Source organism: Paraburkholderia sp. EG304 (assembly GCF_046543485.1).
Lineage (GTDB): Bacteria > Pseudomonadota > Gammaproteobacteria > Burkholderiales > Burkholderiaceae > Paraburkholderia > Paraburkholderia youngii.
This window is the reverse complement of record NZ_JBKGUA010000046.1, coordinates 13,086-33,334: the sequence shown is the minus strand read 5'-3', so window position 1 is coordinate 33,334 and position 20,249 is coordinate 13,086. Positions and strand designations below refer to the sequence as shown.

Here is a 20,249-nt window from a genome sequence, read left to right as displayed (position 1 = left end):
CAGGGTCAAGAAATGAAAAGAAATAACAGCGCTCAGGCAGCGAGCGCCTCGACGTCAATGACTGCATCAGCTTCCGCAACCAGATCGGGTGTCTGCGAGATGAAAAACTCCCGCTCGTACCCGCCTTGTCGCAGCACTTCCCGCTTCATCCGTATGAACTGCAGCTTGCGCTGCGGATCGAGCGGACCATCGGACTCGTCGCTGAACAGGGTCTGATAGGGCTGGCCAGCATTGCTTGCCAGATACAGGGCGATGCCGCGCGTCAGGCACTCGTTGATCCAGACCTTCTGGCCGCCGGACATCACCGTGACTGCCTTGGTGCTGTCGTGATCGGCGTCATGCACGAGGATTTCGAACCCCTCGCGCAGTTCACCGCTCGCCAGCGCCCGCTGCGTCTGGATCTCGACCGTGAAGCGCATGCCGTAGCATGCGAGCAACAGGTCGTTCACCATCTTCGTGAGGGCGGGGCCCGCATCGTCGATCGTCAAAGCAATCACGCCTTCGTTGCCGAGGCCTCTCGCGAGCAGCTTCCACTGGGCAATCTCATCGGAGATGCGGTTCGCACGCGACTGTGTCGCGTCGAATCCCGCAAGCTCCTTTGCGATCGCCTGTCGCTCGACCTCACGCGTCGTCTGCGAGCGGATCAGTGATTCGATCCGGGCATCGGCCGCGGTGATGGCTTCGCGGCACTGCGTTAGCTGCCGGTCGATATCGGCGATGGCACCGGTCACGTCGTCGACGCCGAGGCGTGCGACTTCCGCGTCCAGTCCCTTCGCTTCCTCCGACAGACGGGCCTGCTGCGCCTCGCGGCGTGCACGCAGCGTTGCTTCCTCGGTCTCGAGCGCGGCCAGTTCTTCACTGGCTTTGCCCAGACCCCCGGTTGCGGCATCGAGCAGCGGCTTGCGTGCGGCGAGATCGACAGCTTTCTGAAGGTCGCGGCGCGCGGCCGCGATCGCATCATTGACCGCCTTCAGCTCCGCCCGCCTGCCCGCAAGATGCTGCACCTGAGGCGTCAGCAGCGCGACCTCATCGCGTTTGGCACGAAACGTCGCACGCAGATTCGTGAGCGAAATGCGGTGCTCCTGAACCTGTACGTCCGCCTGACGGGCCTGCGCAAGCAAGGGACAGGTGTTGTGCATCTCATGACCGGCACAGGGCACAGTACTGATCACACTCGCCTGCTGTTCCAGCGACTTCAGAAGCGTCATCTTCGACGTCCCTTCCGACTCCAGACCGTTCAGACGGGAAGTTGCCGCGGTCAGCGCAAGCTGCTTCTCCTCGAGGGCAGCAATCTCCCTCTGGATCGGCTCGACACGCGCCTCCTCGCTCGCGATACGTGCCTGGGCGGTATCACGTGCCGCGGCGGCACCCAGAATCGCTTCACGTTGCGCAATCACTGCGTTGTGTTCCGCGATGGACGAGCGCAACGAGGTGCGCCGCTGGTTCAGGCGCCGTTCGTCGGCGCTCGCGTCTGTCACAAGGACCTGCATGGCCGACGAAATCTGGCTTCGCCGCGTACCGAGTTCCCGCAGGCGGGCCTGCGCACCGGCATTGGCCGTCTGCCTTGCAGCGAGACCGGCGCGCTGGTCGGTCAGGGTGGCCACCTTTGCGTTCAGCGTCTGCCGGCTCTCGCGAGTTGCGGTGACGGACTGTGCATCGGAAGCGATGGCCTGATCGATCTGGGCGACGCGATCGCGCTTCGATCCAAGCGCAACGAGTTGCTGTTGCGTGGTGTCGAGCGCGCGACTGAGCACCTTGGCGACGTCGGCGGCTTTCGCCGACAGCGTGCGCAGGTCATCGATATGCAGCAGTTCCGCGAGTAATGCCTTGATCTCGGTCGCACCATACGATGCGAGCGGACGCCGGTTCTGCGCAGAAAAGACGCTGGTAAAGAACGACTCCAGCGAGCCACACACCGACTCGACGCACAGGTCATAGGTTTCCGCCTTGCCATCAGAGACGGTACCGTCCCCAGACTGCATGGGCTGCCAGTTTCCGTCCGCGTCGCGCCAGGCCAGGTAGTACTCAGCCTTGCCCGTCTTGCCGGGCTTGCGGAATGCGAATGACGAGCGGTACCGCACGGCTCCATGCTCCCATTCGAACTCCTTGAGCGCGTGCGCGCCGTAGACGTGGTCCCAGAAAGAGAACGCATCCACCGACACTTTCGCGGCGCGCGACGGCATGATCCGGTACGGATGGAGGTTATCCATGATCGTGGACTTTCCTGCACCGTTCGGCCCGGTCAACGCGATGAGGCCTGCCGGAAGCGATTCGAGATCGAGCGTGACGGTGTCGCGCTTCATGCCGTCACGAACACCAATAAAGCCCGTCAGCGTCAATTTCAGTGGGCGCATGTCTGCACCTCCTGAAGCGGCGCATCGTACAGATAGTCCGATGGCAACCACGGCGCATCATCGTCGTTGGAGAACATCCTTCCAACGATCGGATCAGGCACGTGCGCAGGCGGTTCAGCAGCCTTCGCAGCCGCCTGGGCGGCCACTCGGGCGGCCTCTTCCGCCGCCCTTTTTTCCAGTGACCCGTCGACGACTTCGCCAACGGTCCTGCAGACGGCGGCATAGGCCGCGCTGGTACGCCGGATAAGCGCGTCCCAGTTGTCGACGCCCGTGAGCGCGAGCAACTCGCGTGAGCCCCACTGGTTTGCATAGCCCGTGTTGAACGACCACAGCAGGTTTTGCAACTGCACGTCGGGTACAACGGCCAGATCCGCCGTTGCCGCGTTGACGGCAGCAGTCAGGATCAGGAAGCGGTCCGACTGGGCAATGACAGCGCCGCGATGTTCTCCAAAGGGAAGATGAAAGATGCTCGCGCGATAACCCGCGTGGTCGGTGAGGACCTTCTGGATCTCGCGCGGCGAGCGGTTTGCAGTGAAATGCCGGACCCATTGGGTGCCGGCGGGATAAAGACCAAACATGATGACACTCCACAGAAGATGGGCGGAGTGCATCCCTGAGGGGATGAATCCCCGCCAGGGTTATAGAAAAATTGGATGCAGCAGACTGCGATCGATGCGTCAGGGACGCGGGTGAACCTTGTTCCGGAAGCCCGCGGTCCTGTCGTAGCGGGCGGGCTTCCGGAACACAGCTGTGTTCCGCGCGAGAGTGCCATACGGGCCACTCTCACCATGGCGGCTAGGCCGCAAACAGATCGTCGTTGAGCCAGTCGAGCGCCGCGGGTGTAACGGTCGCCTTCGTGTCAGTCCCGACCGGTGCGGCCGTGACTTCGTCCGCCGTCTCCAGAAATGCGGCGGGGTGCGTGAGCACCGTGGCGAGCGCCGGCATTTCAGGCGGCATTTCAGGCGGCATTTCAGGCTGCGGTTCGGGCCCGGAAGCAAGACTGGCGAGCACACCGGCCGCGATCGCTTCCACGTCGCCGGAGGCGAGCAGCTGCAACCGGTCCTGAAGCGGGCTGGCGTCAACGCTTGAAAGTTCGCACCAGCGTGCGAGTTTCCCCTCGACGGTCGTCTCCAGACTGATGCCCTGGGCACGGCTGCGAACCACCGGCAATACGCGCGACTCGACCTTCAGGCCCGCGGCGCCAGAAAACAGCGCCTTGATCGCCTCACGATCGACCACCTGACGATGCTCCTCGTCGACCTGCCAGCGCACACGCACGAACTTGTCGGTCGCGTCCGCAGCGAGCTCCTGAAGCTTTGCCATGTCCGGTGGTCCGTCGAAGTCCATGCAGATCATCTGTCGCGAAGGCGTTGCGACGAGCGTTGCTGACGCACTGGCCGGTTCAACGTCCCACGACAGATAGCCCTTCTCGCCCTCTTCACCGTAGTGAAACCGGCCGATCGAGCCCGGATATGCGACCAGCCTGCCGTCGCGCTCCCACTGCTGCGCCTTGTGAATATGGCCCAGCATGAAGCCATCGCATTCGGCTTCGAACAACGCCGTGAGCGAGAACTCGTGATCGAACCCCGCCATCGTGGCGCCGTGCTCGGTCGTGCAGCCGTTGACCGTGCCGTGCGAGACACCAACCGTGCGAATCCCCGCTGCGCGAAGCTGGCTGTTTACCCCACCCGCCGCCGCCAGATATGCGGCGAGCACATCGCCCAGTCCCGTGCCGGCCTCGAGCGCGCCAACGCTCGCAGCCAGTTGGCCCTTGTTGACCGTGGGCAGGCAGGTGAACACCACTTCGGGCATCACGCCAATGAACTGACGCACCTCGTCATCCGAGAAGACAGGTCCCTTCGATGCCCAGAAACGCCCATCGACGAGCGCGACCTGAGACACGCGATCCGCAACATGGATCTGATGAACGCCGCCCATGAGGGCGAAGTTATCGAGGGTGCCCGGGGGCTCGTGCGAGAACGTCCCCTGCAACATGAGCACAGGCATCGCGTTGGCGAGCCGGTGAATCTGGGTCGCGAGCGCGTGCAACGACGGCGCATGCGCATCCAGCCGGTGATCGGTCGAGTCGCCGGAAATCACGCCAACCTGAGCGCCGCGGTCGATCGCGTTGCCAACAGCAAAACTGAAGCAACGGTCGGACTCGGCCAGATTGTCGGGCGCGTAATGCAGGTCAGAAAAATGTGCGAACTTCACTTTCGCCTCCGGAAATGAAAAAGGCCGCCATACGGCAGCCAATATTGGAATGCGCGCCCGGATGGACGCAGGGAAAAAAGAACTTTTCGTCAGTGCGCGGCGAGTGCGTCCCGAACCTTCATGAGCGCGATGCCCAGGAGGTTCTGTCCGCGCCATTGCGACTCATCGGTCAGACGTGGGTCACGTTCGCCAAGGCCGACGCCCCAGATACGGTCATAGGGACTGGCCTCAACCAGCACCGTCGGCGCCGTCGCCAGCAACACGGACCGTAGTTCATGGCTTTGCGCAAATTTCTCGCGGCAGCCAACGAAGACGATCGATTCGCGCCGCGCGACCCACGTATCCAGATCGAAGTTGGCGACCTTGCGGCCGAGCTTCTTCTGTGTCATCGGATCAGTCGCCGCGAGAATCTTCGCGGCGGACGTCTCGTCATCAAACAGCTTTGCCTTCGCGTACATCATGAACTGTTCGACACACGTGAAAGAGACACCGTGGTAGGTGAAACGGCACGGATGCCAGTTGCTCAATACATCGTCCGCGCCGAAAAACGCGGTGTAATTCCCGATCGTGCGCATCGGACGAACTCCTTTCTGATTAACAGGGAATGGCCGCTTCCAGCGGCATGGTTTCGATGCGCAAATGCGCGGTCGAAAACACTTGAGCAAACACCAGCTTGCTGAAATGTTCTCGCTACGGGTATGGAAAGAGCCAGCCCCGAAGGGCTGGCAGGAAGGTTTTGGAAAGGGATGAAACCGGTCAGTCGAAGAACGTCGTCTGCCTGGTCGCTGCGATCTCGCGATCGAGTGCAGCGCGATCGGTCAGTGCCTTCTCCAGACGCTCGTTCATGCTGTCGACATCCTGCGGCCGCTCGACCCATCCACGTCCATAGGTGGTGTGCGCAAAGACGCGGAAATCCTCCTTCCGGTTTTCCGCGCTTAACCCGAGACGCTTCAGCAGGTCCGACATACGGTCCAGCTTGTCGGCGAGCGTTTCGACTGCATCGTCCGCGCTGCCGTCAGTTTGCGACGACGGCGCGTTGGGATGTGCATGGCCTGCTTCGGCCCCGCCTGCAACCTTTCCCGGCTGCTGCTGCCCGGATGCCTGTTGATCTGGCGTTGGGTCGCTGTGGTCGACAGAGCTCTCACCGCGCGTTCCCTCATCAGCAACGGCGACTGGAAAGCCACCGGCAAGGGGAACAACGTTGCCACCGGCCTCGAGCAAGGCAACCGCCTGTGCGGCCGCTTCGATTGCCGGCACCGCATCGTCGGCGCCGTCAAGCAGCGCACCGATGTCGATGTCAGCGTCGAGCACCGTGAGCAGCTGCTTTGCCCGCACCGCTTCGCCATTTTCGTTGATGCGCGTGATGTCGAACTCGCGCTTCGTGATCCAGAATCGCGTCCCGGTCAGTTTGCCTCTGGCTAGCTGCACGGTCTGCATGGCCGAATACGCCTTCTGAAGCACGTAGATCGAATTCGTCGGCAACTCGATGAGACCCAGACCCTTGATGTCCGGCACAGCGAAGATGAAACTCGCTGACAGGTTGCAATGTCGCGCCTGATACTGCGGACACTGTTCGGGGTCACAGATGCCATCAGGAATCGCTTCATCCTGCCGCCGGATCACGGTGCGGCCGCCGAAGTGGCGAACCGCGCGTTGCGCCCGCTGATCCCGCTCCATCTTCGCGTACGTCATGCAATAGCGGATGCCATCGCGTTCGTACTGCGAGAAGAACTTGCGACCATTGGTGCCGTACACGGCCATCTGGTTGGGCAGGTTCTGCATCCAGTCGTTGAACGCGAACAGCACCGGAAAGCGATAGAGCTTGAGACCCTCGCCACGATCCTCGCCGTACAGCCTGAGGATTTCGTCGGCGACGTCGGGATTGGTGAAATCCGAGCGGCGACACGTGAAATACGGTGTGTTTTTCGGCGCGAGTGCGTTTTTCAGGTTGCACTTCGATTCGATCACCTTGCCGATCGTGTCGAACGAATCACCCGCCGCAACCATGTCGTTGTAGATGTCAACGGCGCGACTGTTGGCCCGGGCTTTCGATGTGAGCACCTTGATGCCGGGCCGGATGTGTCCGATCACCGGCGGGCGCAAGGCCCGTTCTTCAACGACACTGCGCACAGGGCCGTTGAGCATGCTGGGAACTGCATTCATGAGGGTTTTCTCGCAAGGAAAAAGATCGCTGTGGTGCGCAACTCGCTGGCCGACTGCTCCAGTTCGTAGGCCGCCGCCTCGCCGCGGCGTTCAGCAACATGTGAAAGAAAAACGCGGCGCTCGGGATCGCTGAACGTCGCAAACCGTGCTACCTCGCACCGCGTGCGCCATGCTGGCGATGCGGTATCTGCAGATGCGCGTTCCTGGGCGATCGTGTCGCTGATCGCCTGGGCAATGCGCTGGTCAAGACGGTCGGGAAGCATGGAAGACCTCCGTACGGGACAGGAACTGAAGGACGAAAAAAAAGCGCGTTCCTCGGTCAGAGGAGCGCGCTTCGGGATTCGGATGAAATGACCCGAGCGCCACAACCCTTCTGGGGTCGTGGCGCTCAGGGAGCCGTGAGGCTCACAGTCGGGAACGTTAGGTCGTTCCCGCGCAGCATGGTCACGCTGCGCAACAGCCCATTTTCGGAAAATTCATTCCGCCGCAGGATCACGGTTCAGTCCACTACGATCGTTCTACCCAGACGGGCTCTGGAGAGAGAACACCCGAATGATCCGGGTCCGAACGATGTCGCGGCGCAAATGAATGCGGCCGGCGACGAGTTTTATGACTGAATGAATGGGGAGCGCGGGCGAGGCGCTCATCAGCAGAAGATTCCACACCAGTTGCCGGCTGGTCGGAGCATGCACAAGGGCACGACTTGGGACAGAAGATGGACTCCGGGCTAGCCGGGTCAGTGTCGATGCGTCAGGGACGCGAGAAGTAGAGTCAGTATTGCGCAAAACCCAGCCTCAGCTCCCCCGAAAGATCACGAAAACGGCATAGCTTTTGACCGTATATCGTCTGACATGCGCCCGCAAAATGGCCGGTGAGAGAGACCACCCTGAATAATCCCATGGCCGCAGTTCTTGAACAGACACAGGAGCCGGACCCGCGTCCAGACATAGCACCGGATGCTCCAGCTATGGCCGTCGCCCCGCCAACTGAACAGTCAACGCCTGCCGTACCCGGTAGCGGGTTGAAGCCCATCGAACGCCTCACGAGCGATTCGCGAATTGCGCGCATTAACGCAGAGTCGGATGCGAAAACCGTGCTGCGCTATTCGTCGCTGTTCGCGCGGAACTACATTCGTTCCGACTACAACTTTTGCGCGTCGAAGATCGCGGTCGCGCGAGGGGGAAAAGTGCGCGCACTCGAGACGGCGTTGCGGGAGACTTCGGAGTGGTTGCGCAAGACGGAGCAATGGCTGCTGCGCCATGAGGCCCGCCCGATCGAGTTGCCACATGACCTGATCGAGCTGACGATCACCCGCCCTCTGGCCGGGTTGCTGGTCCGGTGCCTCACGCAGTACGACCGCGTGTATGCGCGCGCAACCGAACGCGTCGTCAGCAGCAAGATCACAGGTGAGGAACGCGCCCGCATCCTCAACAACGCCGAGCGCAGGCTCAAACATATCGTGCAGATCTGCATGCCGGACAACGATCAGTACGACTTCGACGGCGAGCGGCGCGAGCAGTAACGCCCGCCCTTCCAGAGCAGACCCGGAAAGCCCCATCGCGACTTGACATCGCCGCTGGTTGGCTACGCTCGAACTGTCACAGGAGAGAGATATGAATCTAAGGGAAATTCAGGCGCTGCACGCGCAGTACAGCACGCAGCCGGTAATCATCGACCTTGCTAGTCATACGGCAGCCATGCCCGCCCTGCCTGCGCCGGACCGCGTTCCGCTCGCCCGCACTCGCGCTGTTGAACTTGCGGCTGTGCTACGCAAGGCCGGCAAGCCTGCGGTCCTCGCGCTTGCTATTGCCGCTTTAGCTGCAGGCGGTGGAGTAAGCGCCGCGCGTATCTGGCGCGCAATGCATGAGACGGTCGTGGCGCCGAAAGTGCCGGTCGCACCCAACCCGGCGAAGCCGTCTCCGGTTCCTACTGGCAACTCCGACGGTACGATGCCGATCAACGTGGCGCCCGCACGTCCGCTTGTGTCGAGTGACCTCGACACGCACAGACCGGTGGCTCAGTCCGCACTCGCGGACGTCGATGCCCGCACTCTCGCTTCTCAATCGGTTCTACCGGCTGCTCCAGCATCCCAGGCTCCGCATGCTTCTGCCGTAAGCGCAGCAGCATCCCCCATTCGGATGCAGCGATCTTCGCCGGCCGCTACTTCTGTCAATGGGGTTGCGTCGCCGTCGCCTGCAACAGAGCCCTCCAAACTTGCGCCGAAGGTGACCGATGCCCCGAATAACAACCAGCCGGCGGCCACGCCCCCCGTTGTGCCCGCCACAACGCAGCCGAAAGCGGTTCCCGGCGGAAAGGCGCAGGATGCTCCGAGAGCCGAGTCGCGCGCTGTCCTGCGTCCTCTGCATCGCCTTACCCACCACGTGGCGGCCACTGCAAACAGCGATATCGCCGAGCCGGCCGCTCCAGCGCAACCCAAAGCACAGGCCTCAAAGTCGGGCGATGTGCAGCTATTCTGATGAGGCGACCGATGAAGCAACAGCCGCTTAATGTCACGCTCCTGTCCGCGGGGCTATCGATCCACGGTGACGTCATCCTCGATCACGGTATGAGTAACTTCGGCATCGTGGACGGGAATGTCGTTTCAAGTTCCGGCCTCGTCCACATTGGCCCGGGAGGCATGGTGAAGGGTCAGGTCGAAGGCGAGTATGTCAGGGTGGATGGAACCGTCGAAGGCGACGTCCAGGCCCGCGGCGCTCTGGAGATCAATGGCCGCGTGATAGGCAACGTCTACTACTACGGGACGATCCGTCTCGGCCCGCGTGCGTCACTTGAAGGGCAGGTCAAGCGCAGGAGCGATCTGACGATAGAGAACGCTGCAAGCAACGTTCAGCAGTTGTCACGCGCCGCATCGAACTCCTGATGATGCGCCTAGGTACATTTTTCAACCAGAAGAGTTCCATGATGCACTGTATCAGCAAGATTATTAGCCCTTTCCTCGTTGCCGGCGCGTTCATGGCCAGCGCACAGGCCGAAACAGCACCAGTTCAAGAGCAGCTCGACGCAGCGCTCTACAAGGACGGCGTTCAGATCGTGACTGGCACATCGATCATTGGCAACGATGGTAAAGCCGCCTTTGTCATTTCGAACGGCGACAACATCGGCTACGGTCATTGTACGAAGGTTGGCAACACGACCACTCCTAGGAGCGAGAGCGCCTTTGTCGGCCGCGCCCTGTTTATCGCACCGGCCATGGTCGACGGGAACAAGGCAATGGTTTCGGTCAGCGTTCAGGACACGGAATTCGTCGGCAAGTCCGAAGACGGGCCAGCCGACTGTCGTTCCGAAGTCGTGAATACGAAGGGTTTGATCGTCGAGAAACGCAACGTGGTGGTCGCAGACGGCCAGACAATCGACGTGCCGCTAGGCGACTCTCACTATCGACTTGTCCTGAAGCTGCACAATGTGGCTCTGTAATCGCTGACGAACATTCAGCCCGGAAAGGGCAACAACACAAGGGGCGCACAGCGCCCCTTATTCTTCCCGCGGCTCGGCATCACGGCCACATTCCGGCATCTGACCGGAAATATAGCGCCTGATAGCCAGGCAGTTCAACCGACTGTGCTTCGCGGTCGACCCTCATGCCGCGCGCTTCGAGCCACAACGTCAGCCATTCCAGTGCTCGCTCAAGCGCATGAAGGTTGGTATGTGCCGCGATCCGCAGCGCATGATGCACAGCGAGCCTGTTGTACGGGGCCGAATGACCAAGTCTGCTAAACGGCGAGGCGAGGTGATATCGCCTCCACGTGAGCGCGAACAGTTCAGCGATTTCACCTGCTTTGAGGAGCGGCGCGATGTCCCGTTCTGCACCGGACATCGACGCTGCGGCATCCGGGGACGTGCATGCATCGAGGCTGGCGCGCAAGCCATCCAGCACCGGTCTGTTTGCTGCATACCACGACGCGAGCAGATCTTGTCCGATCCCCAGGCGCGCCTGTACCGTCTCGTCGAGCCACGCCCTGCACTGACCGTTGCCAATCAACGAGAGTCCGGCGACCGCGAGCGGCGCCCAGTCCTCGCGGCCGATTGCGTAGTGATAGCCCTCGCCGTCTTCATGCCAGGCGCACAGCGCGTCGGCTCTGGCATTTGACCACTGGAATCCATCGGCGTGCAGTTGGTGCAGGGCACGCTCACCGTGTTGGGCAGCGCTGTGCGGGACGAGGCTCAGAGTTGAGGCCGGCGTGTAGCCGAGTCTGTGTAACAGTCGTTTGAGCATGCGGATCAATGCCTACTGGATCGCAGATTCGATGACAAATCGGGAGACGGGATTTTTTTTGATCGTCGCGATTGTCAATCCATCGCGAGCACGCGTCATCGCCACATAAAACAGGCGACGCTCCTCAGACTCGGTGCTTTTCTCATCAGGAACGACGCCCTCTTCGGCGCGTGAGATCCACACGTGGTCCCATTCGAGCCCTTTCGAACTGTGCATTGTGGTAAGCACTAGCGCGCCTTCAGCCGGCTTGTTGTTTTCTCGCCGCAGAAACTCGATGCGCTCGGCGAAAGTCCCCGACAGGCGCGACAGTACGTCGTAGGTGCCCTGGGTCGCCCGGATCGCATGGTCGTTCTTCGCATACGTCAACATCAGTTCGTGTACACCGTCAAGCACCAGCGAATAGAACCGCCGCGCGCACAATTCCTGCCATTCGCATAGCCGCTTCATGAATGCGCGATAGACCGTCGCCGTATCTTCTGGCAAACCGAGCGCCAGCAGATCCTTCTTCTGACGCTGGACGAGCACCATCCCCATATCGCGGTGCAGGACGCCAAGCAGGGGCGTGCTGACACCCATGTAGCCGAGGACCGCGTCGAGCCCGTTCTGCTTGTGCCCTTCGGCGACTTCCAGCAGATTGCACATCAGCGCGCCCTGCGGGCGATTCAACACGGAGCTGCCGGAGGCGCGGAAGTACGGCACACCATGCGATCGGCACACGGCTTCGATCGGGTCCAGAATGCGGTTCGTGCGTGAAAGGATTGCGCATGACTTGCCCGCCTTCAGCAGCGGTTGCAACGTCTCGACTGCCGCGACGGCGTCCGCATATTCGTCATCAGAGCGCCTGACCATGACTGCGCCGCCCGGGCCGCGCTCTGCTCGCAAAACCTTCAAAATGCGATCTGCATTGTTGCGAATGACGCGATCAGCCGCTGAGAGGATTTCGTCGTGGCAACGGTAGTTACTCCCGAGCACCACCCGTTGGGCGCTAAACGCGGTTGCGAAGCTTTCCATGCCCCTGAAGCCGAGTGCGGCACGGAAGCCATAGATGCTCTGATCGTCGTCGCCAACTACGGTGACGTTGGCCCCCGCCTTGGCGTGCAGTTCGACCCAGCGATATTGCAAAGGGTCCGTGTCCTGGAATTCGTCGACGAGCAGATCGGTGAAGTGATACGGTTCGATGTCCCCCGCCTCCATGCCGGCGACCGCCAGTCGTAGCATGTCCTGAAAGTCGATCTTGCCGTTTCGCTCCAGCGACGCCTGATAGGCTTCGTAGATCTGCGCGTCGCCGGTGCCCGCCTCGACGCGCCCGAAATTGGTTTTGATGCCCTCGATGACGGGCACGACGTCCTCTGGCTTGCAGTCCAGACCCAGCTCGGCGATCACTCGCGCTATCAGCGCCATGCGGTCGCCATCAGTCGCAATATCGCGCTTGCCCAGTTGCCTGAATGCAAGCGAGTGAAACGTCCCTGCGATCAGGCGCTTCCTGGTGCCGTCGCCAGCGAGCGCAAGAATGCGGTCGCGCAGCTCGACGGCCGCATCCTTGCTGAATGTGACAGCGCCGACGATCGCAGCGGGGTCCGATAGCAGTAGCGCGGCCTTCGCCGCTATGGTCTTGGTCTTGCCCGCGCCGGGGCAAGCGATCGCGACGCAGTGCCCCCGCTGTTCTGCGACCTCCCGCTGTTGCGGGTTGAGCCCGTCGAGCATGTTGGCCGTCCTGTTAGCGGCCGCGCACCGTGGTCATCAGACGAAGGTGTGTCATATAGCCTCGCAAGCCAACCGGGTGGAACTTGCGCAGAAAACGCGACGTTTCCTCATCGATGTCGGACTGATCGCGCACCCCGTTCCAGACGAGAAAGTCGAAATGATCCATCACGTGGTCGAACTTCGTCAGCAACGACAGCACACGCATCGAGAATCGCGAATAAGCCTCGACTTCGACTGCCAGAGATGGCTTGGTGACACTCGGCGCAAACACGATATCGCCCTGCTCGCGCAATCGAGCTTCGGTCTTTACGCGGAATCCTTCGGCGACATTCAGCTGCTCGTCAACGTAGGCCTCGAGTTCGCCGACGTGTTTTTCGAAGAAGGCGGTGAGCGTGCCCTGATCCTCCGCACCGAACGTCGAGCGGCCGAAACGCTGCATATTGATGCTCATGCGGTTCAGATACGGCCACCATTGCTCAAAGAGCGGTTTGAGCCGCGTGTGATTCAGGCGCACAGCGGCCCGGACCACGGCCGCGCCTGACAGTTGCCGGTTCATCAGCTCACGGCCGATCTCGCGGCGGCGCTGCACGATTGCGGCGCGCTCAGCCGGGGACAATTCACGGAACATCTTGCGTGTTCGTGCGACCTGCTCGCGCTTTTCGTCCACTTCGCTGTCGCTGATCACACCTTCCCTGTGAAGGGTGTTCGCGGCGTCTTCCATCTGCTGCAGTTCGAGTTCGATCTCGCCACCGTCCGCGCCGTCGCTGATTGTCGGACCGCTCTCCACCGGAGCGCCCGCCGCGGCACCATCATTACCGCCGTTCGTAGGCGTATGTGACATTGTGAGTTCGGCAGCCGCAGGATTGCTGGCAGCGTCGAGATTTGCCTCTTCCGTGATGGTGGTCATGTGGTTTCCTGTGGAAAGTGCGCGCCCACGCGCGCGGTACGACCTTATTGTTACGACGCCACGCAGCCAGATACGCCCGAAACATATTCGATTTTGTTGTGCTTTTGGGGATGAAGCGTCCGCCATTCGGCTAATGGCACTCGCGGGATGGATAGCTTGCGTTGTTGCTGACCCGCGGTGACCTGATGAAGACCAGGTGTCGGTTCAATTTGAGGGATGGAATCGCGGTGTGACGCTGGGAACGGCAGCGCATCGAAGGACCGGAGCCGTGAGCCGGCTCAGACTACTAACCCGGAAAGCTATCCGGTTTTCAGCAGCTTCCCGGGAAAAGTGTTACTGGAACGAGGCAGCCGCCTTCCACAGCAGCGCGCCGAGCACCGCGGCGACTGCGATCCAGTATTGGGCGAGGACCGGGAATGGCGCTGCTAGAACCGCAAACGCTACCCCGAAGACAAGCAGAATCCCGTGGCCAGCGAGGTGGAAAGACAGCGGACTCGCGAATCCGGCGGCCGAGGCCCGGACCTTGCGTCGTACGGAACCATCAACGAAAGCCGCGACACAGAAAACGAAAGTCCCGATCAGCCACAGCTTCATGACGCTCGCGCGATAGATCACCCGATACACCTCCAGCCAGAAGTTGTGTACCCAGGAGCGGGCGAAGTCGGACACGCCAGCCTCTCCGATTTCCCCTGATGCAGACGCATCGAGCGTCGAGCGGATGATGCCAGTGTCGACGAACCAGCGCCTGAATCGTTCATTGGTAAGCGAAAGTACGTCATCGGCACGCTCAACGCCCAGTACGTCTTCGACAGACTGCGCTTCCTGCGCAGGCACAGCAAACAGCGAGCGATCCGGAAGCGCAGGCATGACGACGAGGGCCAGCAGCGGCACAAGGAAAAACCACCACTTGACGTGCGAAACGAATCGGCTACTGGCCATAGGTGGCAATCCCCCACTCGATGAGCGCAGACCCAAGCCGGGACAGCATGTAAAGCGGAAACAGAATCAGGCCGAACATACCCATGTAGAAGTGGACGGGACGACGGGAGACGAACAGGGCCATACCGTACGCGCGCGCGCCAGCGCCGCGCGAGAACTCAGCGGGGCGGGACTCATCCATTACGTCCTGCGAATGCGCCGTGGCGAGCGCCCGCCGCGCCACGTCCACATCAACTCTCGCCAGCTTCGCGATCAGAAAACGTGTGAGCGACATCGTAGTCCTCGAAGTAGAGCCGGAAGTTTTCGCCCGTCAGTGCGCGCGCTGCAAGCTGGAAGGCGGCGGAGCGCTGCGTGATGTTCTCCGGGCATCGTTCGTCGACCATTTCCGTTCCGCGCGCCTCATGTCGTGCTTCGAACTCGGTGACGGGTTCGAGCATTGGCGGCCACACGTGGTACCGCTCGCCGTCGCGTGCCACGTAACGCCGCGCGTAGAGCCGCTCTGCGTGACTGAAAAGCCCCTGCATGAAGGCTACGTGCGGGTTGCCGGTCTTGCGCGTGCGCTTGAACGATGCGATCGCTGTGTCGAGCATCTCCTTGATAAGCGGCTCAGATTCACCCATGAACTTCTCCCCGATGAAATCGGCCACGCGTGCGCAGGCGAGCTCCAGCTCCGGCGCCAGCGTGAAGACGGGAATCAGGCGGGACGATAGCTTGTGTTCGCGAATAATTTTTTTGAATACGGCAGACATGCGTAGGTTTTCAGCCTTGAAGGATTGGAATACGGCCCTGATACACGGCGGCGCCCGAGATGCGCATGAAATATTGCAGGTTGGGCAGACTGTGAATCAGGCGGGTTGGGATCAGCGGCGCTTTCTCCAGTTGAAGAGAACGTGAAACGCCACCGGTAAATTCGCCGATATGCGCCTCGGTTCCTGTACTCGTACTGCCAGTGATCGTGATATTGCGGATCGCAGTCTCTCCGACCTTATCCGAGAACCACTGTGCTGTATCTGTATCCTCCAATCTAAGGATTATCTGGTTGTTCAGGTTGCCCAAAACCTGCAGCATTTTCGCGGCGTTTCCAAGTTTGGCCTCGAGGTCTGCGCGCGTCTGGAATGCGACAAACGCCTTGAAACCGGCGCCTCGTCCCTTGTTGAGGATCTGGATGACCTGTTCGTTGATCGCCTCGGCCACCTCGTCGATGATCAGTACCACGTCTGGCGGCGTCTCGTAGAAGTTGTAGATCGAGCCGCAGACAGCTGAAACGTCAGCCAGCAACATCGACGCGATCGCTTTTGCGACAATGCTGTTTGACAGGGAATCGAGGCCGATATGCAGTATCGCTTTCTGGCGGATTACCTTCTCAATGGTCCAGACCTCCCGCTCGTCGTCAAAATCGTCGACCTTCGGCGCGAGCATGAGACCCGTCTCACCGGTTGCGAGCATCTGCAGCAATGGAAGGGCCGATGCGATGATGCGCATGTAGTGCTCGCGATCGTGCGTGTGTGTGGCAATTAGCCCGTCGATCGCTTCATGACCACGCTCCTGCGATGCGAACCTCGCGTTGTACAACGCGATCATTCCGTCGACCAGCGTCGCCGCGTTGTTGCGCTGGCCTTGGCGCGTCGTTTCTGTCGCGACCTGCTGCTCCCAGTCTGTCAGCCTGTTTTCCGCGAAGAACCGGCGCAGCGCCTTTTCCAGAAGCGTCGCAATACCAGACTGTGCATACTTCAGGATCGAGCGCAGATTGGGCTTGTCCCCGATGTAAAGCTCCCCATTGACCGACCGGCTGATGAACAGGTACGCAAAGTCACGGAATGGCCCCTCTTCCATTAACTGCGCAATGCGGCTGGGAATTTCGGACGGCTGCGACCAGCTATCTAGCGGCTCCAGACGCACCGACTCTGAAGGCTTGGCCTGATTGAAGTAGAGAAATTTCCGGCCGGTCCTGGCCGCTTCGCGTTCGGCGCGCAGCTTCCAGTCCTTATCGTTTTTCGGGTCCACGTTAATGAGCACGTCGCCCAAATGGATGACCTGCGTCGAGATCACCTCATAGGTACGCGTCTTACCCGAGCCGGTCGTGCCGCCGACGGCGGTGTGGCCACCCATCGACTTGTAGTGGAAAGGGACGAGAGCCTTCTTTGGCTCAAGCCCGTGGATCCACGATGCACCCTGAGGCATCCGGTCGCGAACACTGTCCTTTGGTGCAAAGATGCTTTCAATCGCCTCCTCAATCTTTCGCCCGGTCTTCGTCCTGTTCAACCATTTCGGCAACCCCGGAATGTCAGTCGTCGGCATGCGCAGGATGTCGTGTGCGATCTGGCAATGCTTCTGCGTCCATTCGAACCCGATGCCCAGGTACATCGAGTTCGCCTCCTCTTTCATGCGCTGCTGGATCTGCAACAGCCTGGGGATCGGAAGGGTCGTGAGCCACTTCGTTGAAATGGCCATCCGGAACTTCAATGCGCGCCAGATATGGAATGAGCGCACGGCAAGGAAAGCGAGTGCAACAAGGCCAAATACCCACGAGTAGGGCATGCCCGAAAGAGGCAGTAGGACAATCGCCGCGAGCCAGAAAGCGGCTGCACGCAACTCATAGATCGGCCTGAAATGATTGATATAAGGAGTGATCATGCGGGTGGATCGAGAATGAGTTGGCCCGCGCGCGGGGTGAGAGTGATCTGGCTGGCTTCATCGGCAACCATCAGGCCGCGCTTGCGCATATGTTCAACGAGCGTGCTGCTGCTTACGCCATAACCCCCGACTAGACGCTTCTGGAGCACCAGTCCCTTGTCGTTCCACTGGACGGACGCCTTTCCTGTGGCAACGTCCTCGCGCAGCGCCTGAAACAGTTCGCGCACGAGATTCGGTACGCCCTTGAGCACTTCCTCGAACGCCGCGGGCGGCTCCGATTCGCGACGTACCGGGGCTGGCTGGGCCGCGGCCTTCATTGTTGACGGATCGATTGCGGCAGACGGTGGCGCGACGCCGGAGGCTTCGATCGGGCTCGCGCAGCTCAACACCTCATGCGACGTTTGCGACGACGGGCCGACGCTGTCGGCAGGAACGGTCGGCGATTGCGGATGCGCCTGCGGCGCTCTCGCCGGCGGCACCGGAGCATCAATAGGAGCGACCACGGGTTGCGGCGACGACACTCCCGCCGACGGCGCGGCAGGTGACACGGACTGCACCGGAGCGGGCGCGGGAACGACCACGGGCTCCAGCTCGGCCGCTACATGCACGGCAGACGGTACGTCGAATTGGACGGGCGCGAATACCGCGCGTTGCGCCTTGCGATCGAATTCGTCAGAAGTGGCGACCCCCTGACGAACCACCTTATGCAGCAGCGACTCGGCCCCGAGGGGTTGCATGCTCGGATTGATTGCGCCGAACAGATCGGAAAGCACCTCGCCATCGAGCCCGGCCAGTAGCTCGGAACCCACGAGAACCTGTGCCAGCATCCCTGTGCGCATACGCTCAACGGGCAACGGCTGTTCCCGACGGCAGATGCGATAGTCGGAACCGGCGAGCCATGGGCTCGCCGCACCGTTCACCGACGGATTCCACGCCTGCCGATCCCTGTCGCGCTCGATGATGAAATGCCGGTAGGGCTCGTCCAGCCGGGAACACACTGCGGCGAGAAACACCGCGTAATTGTATTGCGGCTCGATGCGGCGGCGCCTCTCCGAGGGCAGGCTGGTGCCGAATTTCTGTCCGCCAGCCAGCCGCATCGCATAGAAAGCAGTCTCAACGGTGCAACGGAAAGCCCCGCCCGGCTCCCTGTAGAGCTCGGGACTAAGCGGCAGCGAAGCAAACCACGCGGCGCACGACCGAAGGACGCTCATCCATCTGCGCTCGAAATCGGCCTTGCTGACTTCGTTGGCGCATTGCGCGATCAGGTCGACACGCCGTTGGTGCTGGGTGAGTAGCGCTTCGCTCTCCATGGATGCGTGCAGCGTCATACAAGACCCCCAGTCGCCGTTTTCGCAATCTTTCCGATGATTGCGCCGCTGGCGTTCGCGCCCCCACCAAACATGCCGGCAATTTTCGGGATCTCGAATGAAACGAGGAATACGAAAAAGGCGAGATCGAACACCTGCGCGGCGGCGCCGGCTGTCGTGAGGCCTAGCTGAGCAGCGTCCTGCACAGCGTTGACCATATTGTGTGTCACGAGCCGCATCAGGATCGCCGCCACAACGATATACATGCCCGCGCTGACCATGTAATCGAGCCAGCTTTTGAAATAGCCGCGAGTGAATGAGGAAAAGCCAAGCGCGAACGCGATCTGGCCCATCACAACGCCCGCGGCGAACTGTAGTTGCCCGATGTTGATAAAGAAGACAAAGATTATGGACGTGACAGACAGGAGTGCCCATGCGAAGAACAGCGGAATCGTTGCGATAACGACATCGGGGATCATCGTTAGTTTGAAGCCGATCCCCGACCATGCCTGAACGGCCGAATCGAAGACCTGTCCGGCCGCACTGCCCATAATGCTGAGTGCGCTCGTCATGTTTGCGCCGCCGATGTCATTCGCCATGGAGACGAACCACTTGTAGAAGTTCGGTGCCCAGCTTGCGAAACCCACATAAATGGATGCGAAGATGCCAAGGATGCCGAGTTCTTCAAAAAGCGCGACCCACGCCATTACAGGGTCTTTCGTCGCACCGAAGCGCACTGCCGCGAGAACGATCGTGATCACCGCGAGCCCGCTGGCGAACTTGTCGGATTCTTGCTGGATACTCTGGGAGGCGCTAACCGCGGTGTCCATGATCGAGGAAAACATCGCGGTGATCTTGTCGATCGCACGCGCATTTCCGGCCGCCGTCTCTCCCTGACTCACATAGGGGTTCGCGGCCGTCCCACTGGCTGACACCGGCGCCGACGCCGACGCATCCGCTAATGCCGGCGACGTGTTGAGTGTCAGCAAAGCGAGCAGCCAGGCAATGGCCATGTGTTTGAGATTGCGCAGCGTCATCTTGATCCCGCACTCCTCTAGTTGCCGTACGCCGCGCGCTCAGCCGCCTGCTGGTCAAGAAAAGCCTTGGCGTTATCCGATCGGGCTTTTGCTTCTGCGTTGTCCGCCGATTGCTGCTGCGCGTCTTTCTGCGTCTTGTTCGCCGTCATTTGCAGCATGTCGCTCAACTGGCTCGAGACGATGTCGAGATAATGAGTCGTCAACTCCGCGGTTGCCTGCGCCGTCGGCGTGAGCGACATCTGCGACTGCAAATCCTGACGCCGTTGCGCGAGCGCCTGGATGTGGCTAAGCACGTTGTTTCCGGTTTGCATCAGTTGCGTCGCCTGGCTGTCTCGCTGGGAGTAGAGCGTGCCCATGTCGGCAAACCATTGCTCATTCGACTTGCCCGATCGGGAGATCATGGTCTGGACGTGCGATAGCCACTGGTTGCCATTCTGCAGGTCACCGTAAAGACTGGTCGCGTTCTCGGCTAGTTGCTTGTACTTCGAAATGTCGCCGGTGATCTGATCGTATTGGGCCTTCATCGCTGTCGGGTCCAGATTGGTTGCCTGGAGAAGCTGATTGGCCATCATCTGATACTGGTAGACGATGTTTGTGTCCTCATAGACCTCTGTCTTCACGGCTTTAAGCGCCGTGGTCGTGTTCTGGATGAGGTTCGACGGGTCGATCACCGTCATCATTGCGTATGCTGGTTGGGAGAGGCAAAGTGTGATGCCCGTTGTCAGCGCCAGGCTCGCGAGAATCTTCTTCATGCTG

Annotated in this window: 19 protein-coding genes; 3 read left to right on the top strand and 16 right to left on the bottom strand. The window is 60.9% G+C overall.

Features of this window, described 5'->3' with window-relative positions:
• Positions 1 to 32: 32 nt before the first annotated feature.
• The 6 genes from ACLFKU_RS33980 to ACLFKU_RS33955 form a co-directional block, all read right to left on the bottom strand.
• Positions 33 to 2,354: an SMC family ATPase gene (locus ACLFKU_RS33980; protein WP_410852038.1), complete on the bottom strand. Its 2,322-nt coding sequence runs from the start codon at positions 2,352 to 2,354 to the stop codon at positions 33 to 35.
• Positions 2,342 to 2,965 (bottom strand): hypothetical protein, encoded by a 624-nt coding sequence (locus ACLFKU_RS33975; RefSeq protein WP_410852037.1) that lies wholly within the window; start codon positions 2,963 to 2,965, stop codon positions 2,342 to 2,344. Before ACLFKU_RS33975 ends, ACLFKU_RS33980 begins: the two co-directional genes overlap by 13 nt.
• Positions 2,966 to 3,149: 184 nt before the next feature.
• On the bottom strand, positions 3,150 to 4,568 hold the full coding sequence (locus tag ACLFKU_RS33970; protein ID WP_410852036.1) for a metallophosphoesterase family protein: 1,419 nt from the start codon (positions 4,566 to 4,568) through the stop codon (positions 3,150 to 3,152).
• Between the two features lie 89 nt (positions 4,569 to 4,657).
• The gene (locus tag ACLFKU_RS33965; protein WP_410852035.1) at positions 4,658 to 5,143 is read right to left on the bottom strand and encodes an NADAR family protein; all 486 of its coding nucleotides are present in this window, start codon (positions 5,141 to 5,143) and stop codon (positions 4,658 to 4,660) included.
• A gap of 181 nt (positions 5,144 to 5,324) precedes the next feature.
• A complete protein-coding gene (locus tag ACLFKU_RS33960; RefSeq protein WP_410852034.1) occupies positions 5,325 to 6,731 on the bottom strand; it encodes a hypothetical protein in 1,407 nt (468 codons plus the stop codon).
• Entirely contained in the window at positions 6,728 to 6,994 is a 267-nt protein-coding gene (locus ACLFKU_RS33955) for a hypothetical protein (RefSeq protein ID WP_410852033.1), read from the bottom strand. The genes ACLFKU_RS33960 and ACLFKU_RS33955 overlap by 4 nt, the downstream gene beginning before the upstream one ends.
• A gap of 635 nt (positions 6,995 to 7,629) precedes the next feature.
• Between ACLFKU_RS33955 and ACLFKU_RS33950 the strand changes: the two genes are divergently transcribed.
• The 3 genes from ACLFKU_RS33950 (at position 7,630) to ACLFKU_RS33940 (ending at position 10,166) form a co-directional block, all read left to right on the top strand.
• Positions 7,630 to 8,253, top strand: coding sequence for a DUF1845 domain-containing protein (locus tag ACLFKU_RS33950; RefSeq protein ID WP_152854554.1), 624 nt, complete (start codon positions 7,630 to 7,632; stop codon positions 8,251 to 8,253).
• 966 nt (positions 8,254 to 9,219) lie between these two features.
• Positions 9,220 to 9,612 (top strand): polymer-forming cytoskeletal protein, encoded by a 393-nt coding sequence (locus ACLFKU_RS33945; protein ID WP_176369563.1) that lies wholly within the window; start codon positions 9,220 to 9,222, stop codon positions 9,610 to 9,612.
• The gene (locus ACLFKU_RS33940) at positions 9,612 to 10,166 is read left to right on the top strand and encodes a hypothetical protein (protein WP_368593938.1); all 555 of its coding nucleotides are present in this window, start codon (positions 9,612 to 9,614) and stop codon (positions 10,164 to 10,166) included. Before ACLFKU_RS33945 ends, ACLFKU_RS33940 begins: the two co-directional genes overlap by 1 nt.
• Before the next feature lie 79 nt (positions 10,167 to 10,245).
• On the opposite strand, the gene ACLFKU_RS33935 is transcribed toward ACLFKU_RS33940, so the two are convergent.
• The 10 genes from ACLFKU_RS33935 to ACLFKU_RS33890 form a co-directional block, all read right to left on the bottom strand.
• Positions 10,246 to 10,965, bottom strand: a complete 720-nt coding sequence (locus ACLFKU_RS33935; RefSeq protein WP_410852032.1) for a hypothetical protein — start codon at positions 10,963 to 10,965, stop codon at positions 10,246 to 10,248.
• A gap of 12 nt (positions 10,966 to 10,977) precedes the next feature.
• Positions 10,978 to 12,669, bottom strand: a complete 1,692-nt coding sequence (locus ACLFKU_RS33930; protein WP_410852031.1) for an ATP-dependent helicase — start codon at positions 12,667 to 12,669, stop codon at positions 10,978 to 10,980.
• A 13-nt stretch (positions 12,670 to 12,682) separates the two neighbouring features.
• Positions 12,683 to 13,576 carry an ATPase gene (locus tag ACLFKU_RS33925; RefSeq protein WP_152854574.1) on the bottom strand — a complete coding sequence of 298 codons (894 nt, stop codon included), beginning with the start codon at positions 13,574 to 13,576 and terminating at the stop codon, positions 12,683 to 12,685.
• A 333-nt stretch (positions 13,577 to 13,909) separates the two neighbouring features.
• Positions 13,910 to 14,515 (bottom strand): DUF4400 domain-containing protein, encoded by a 606-nt coding sequence (locus ACLFKU_RS33920; protein WP_410852030.1) that lies wholly within the window; start codon positions 14,513 to 14,515, stop codon positions 13,910 to 13,912.
• A complete protein-coding gene (locus ACLFKU_RS33915) occupies positions 14,505 to 14,696 on the bottom strand; it encodes a hypothetical protein (RefSeq protein ID WP_410852029.1) in 192 nt (63 codons plus the stop codon). Before ACLFKU_RS33915 ends, ACLFKU_RS33920 begins: the two co-directional genes overlap by 11 nt.
• 49 nt (positions 14,697 to 14,745) lie before the next feature.
• Positions 14,746 to 15,264: a hypothetical protein gene (locus tag ACLFKU_RS33910; RefSeq protein WP_152854562.1), complete on the bottom strand. Its 519-nt coding sequence runs from the start codon at positions 15,262 to 15,264 to the stop codon at positions 14,746 to 14,748.
• A 10-nt stretch (positions 15,265 to 15,274) separates the two neighbouring features.
• Positions 15,275 to 17,146: a conjugative transfer system coupling protein TraD gene (gene traD / locus ACLFKU_RS33905; protein WP_410852057.1), complete on the bottom strand. Its 1,872-nt coding sequence runs from the start codon at positions 17,144 to 17,146 to the stop codon at positions 15,275 to 15,277.
• Positions 17,146 to 18,477, bottom strand: coding sequence for a TraI domain-containing protein (locus tag ACLFKU_RS33900; protein ID WP_152854564.1), 1,332 nt, complete (start codon positions 18,475 to 18,477; stop codon positions 17,146 to 17,148). Before ACLFKU_RS33900 ends, traD begins: the two co-directional genes overlap by 1 nt.
• On the bottom strand, positions 18,474 to 19,493 hold the full coding sequence (locus tag ACLFKU_RS33895) for a type IV secretion system protein (RefSeq protein WP_152854565.1): 1,020 nt from the start codon (positions 19,491 to 19,493) through the stop codon (positions 18,474 to 18,476). The genes ACLFKU_RS33900 and ACLFKU_RS33895 overlap by 4 nt, the downstream gene beginning before the upstream one ends.
• Before the next feature lie 17 nt (positions 19,494 to 19,510).
• The gene (locus ACLFKU_RS33890; RefSeq protein ID WP_152854566.1) at positions 19,511 to 20,245 is read right to left on the bottom strand and encodes a type VI secretion protein; all 735 of its coding nucleotides are present in this window, start codon (positions 20,243 to 20,245) and stop codon (positions 19,511 to 19,513) included.
• Positions 20,246 to 20,249: the final 4 nt, after the last annotated feature.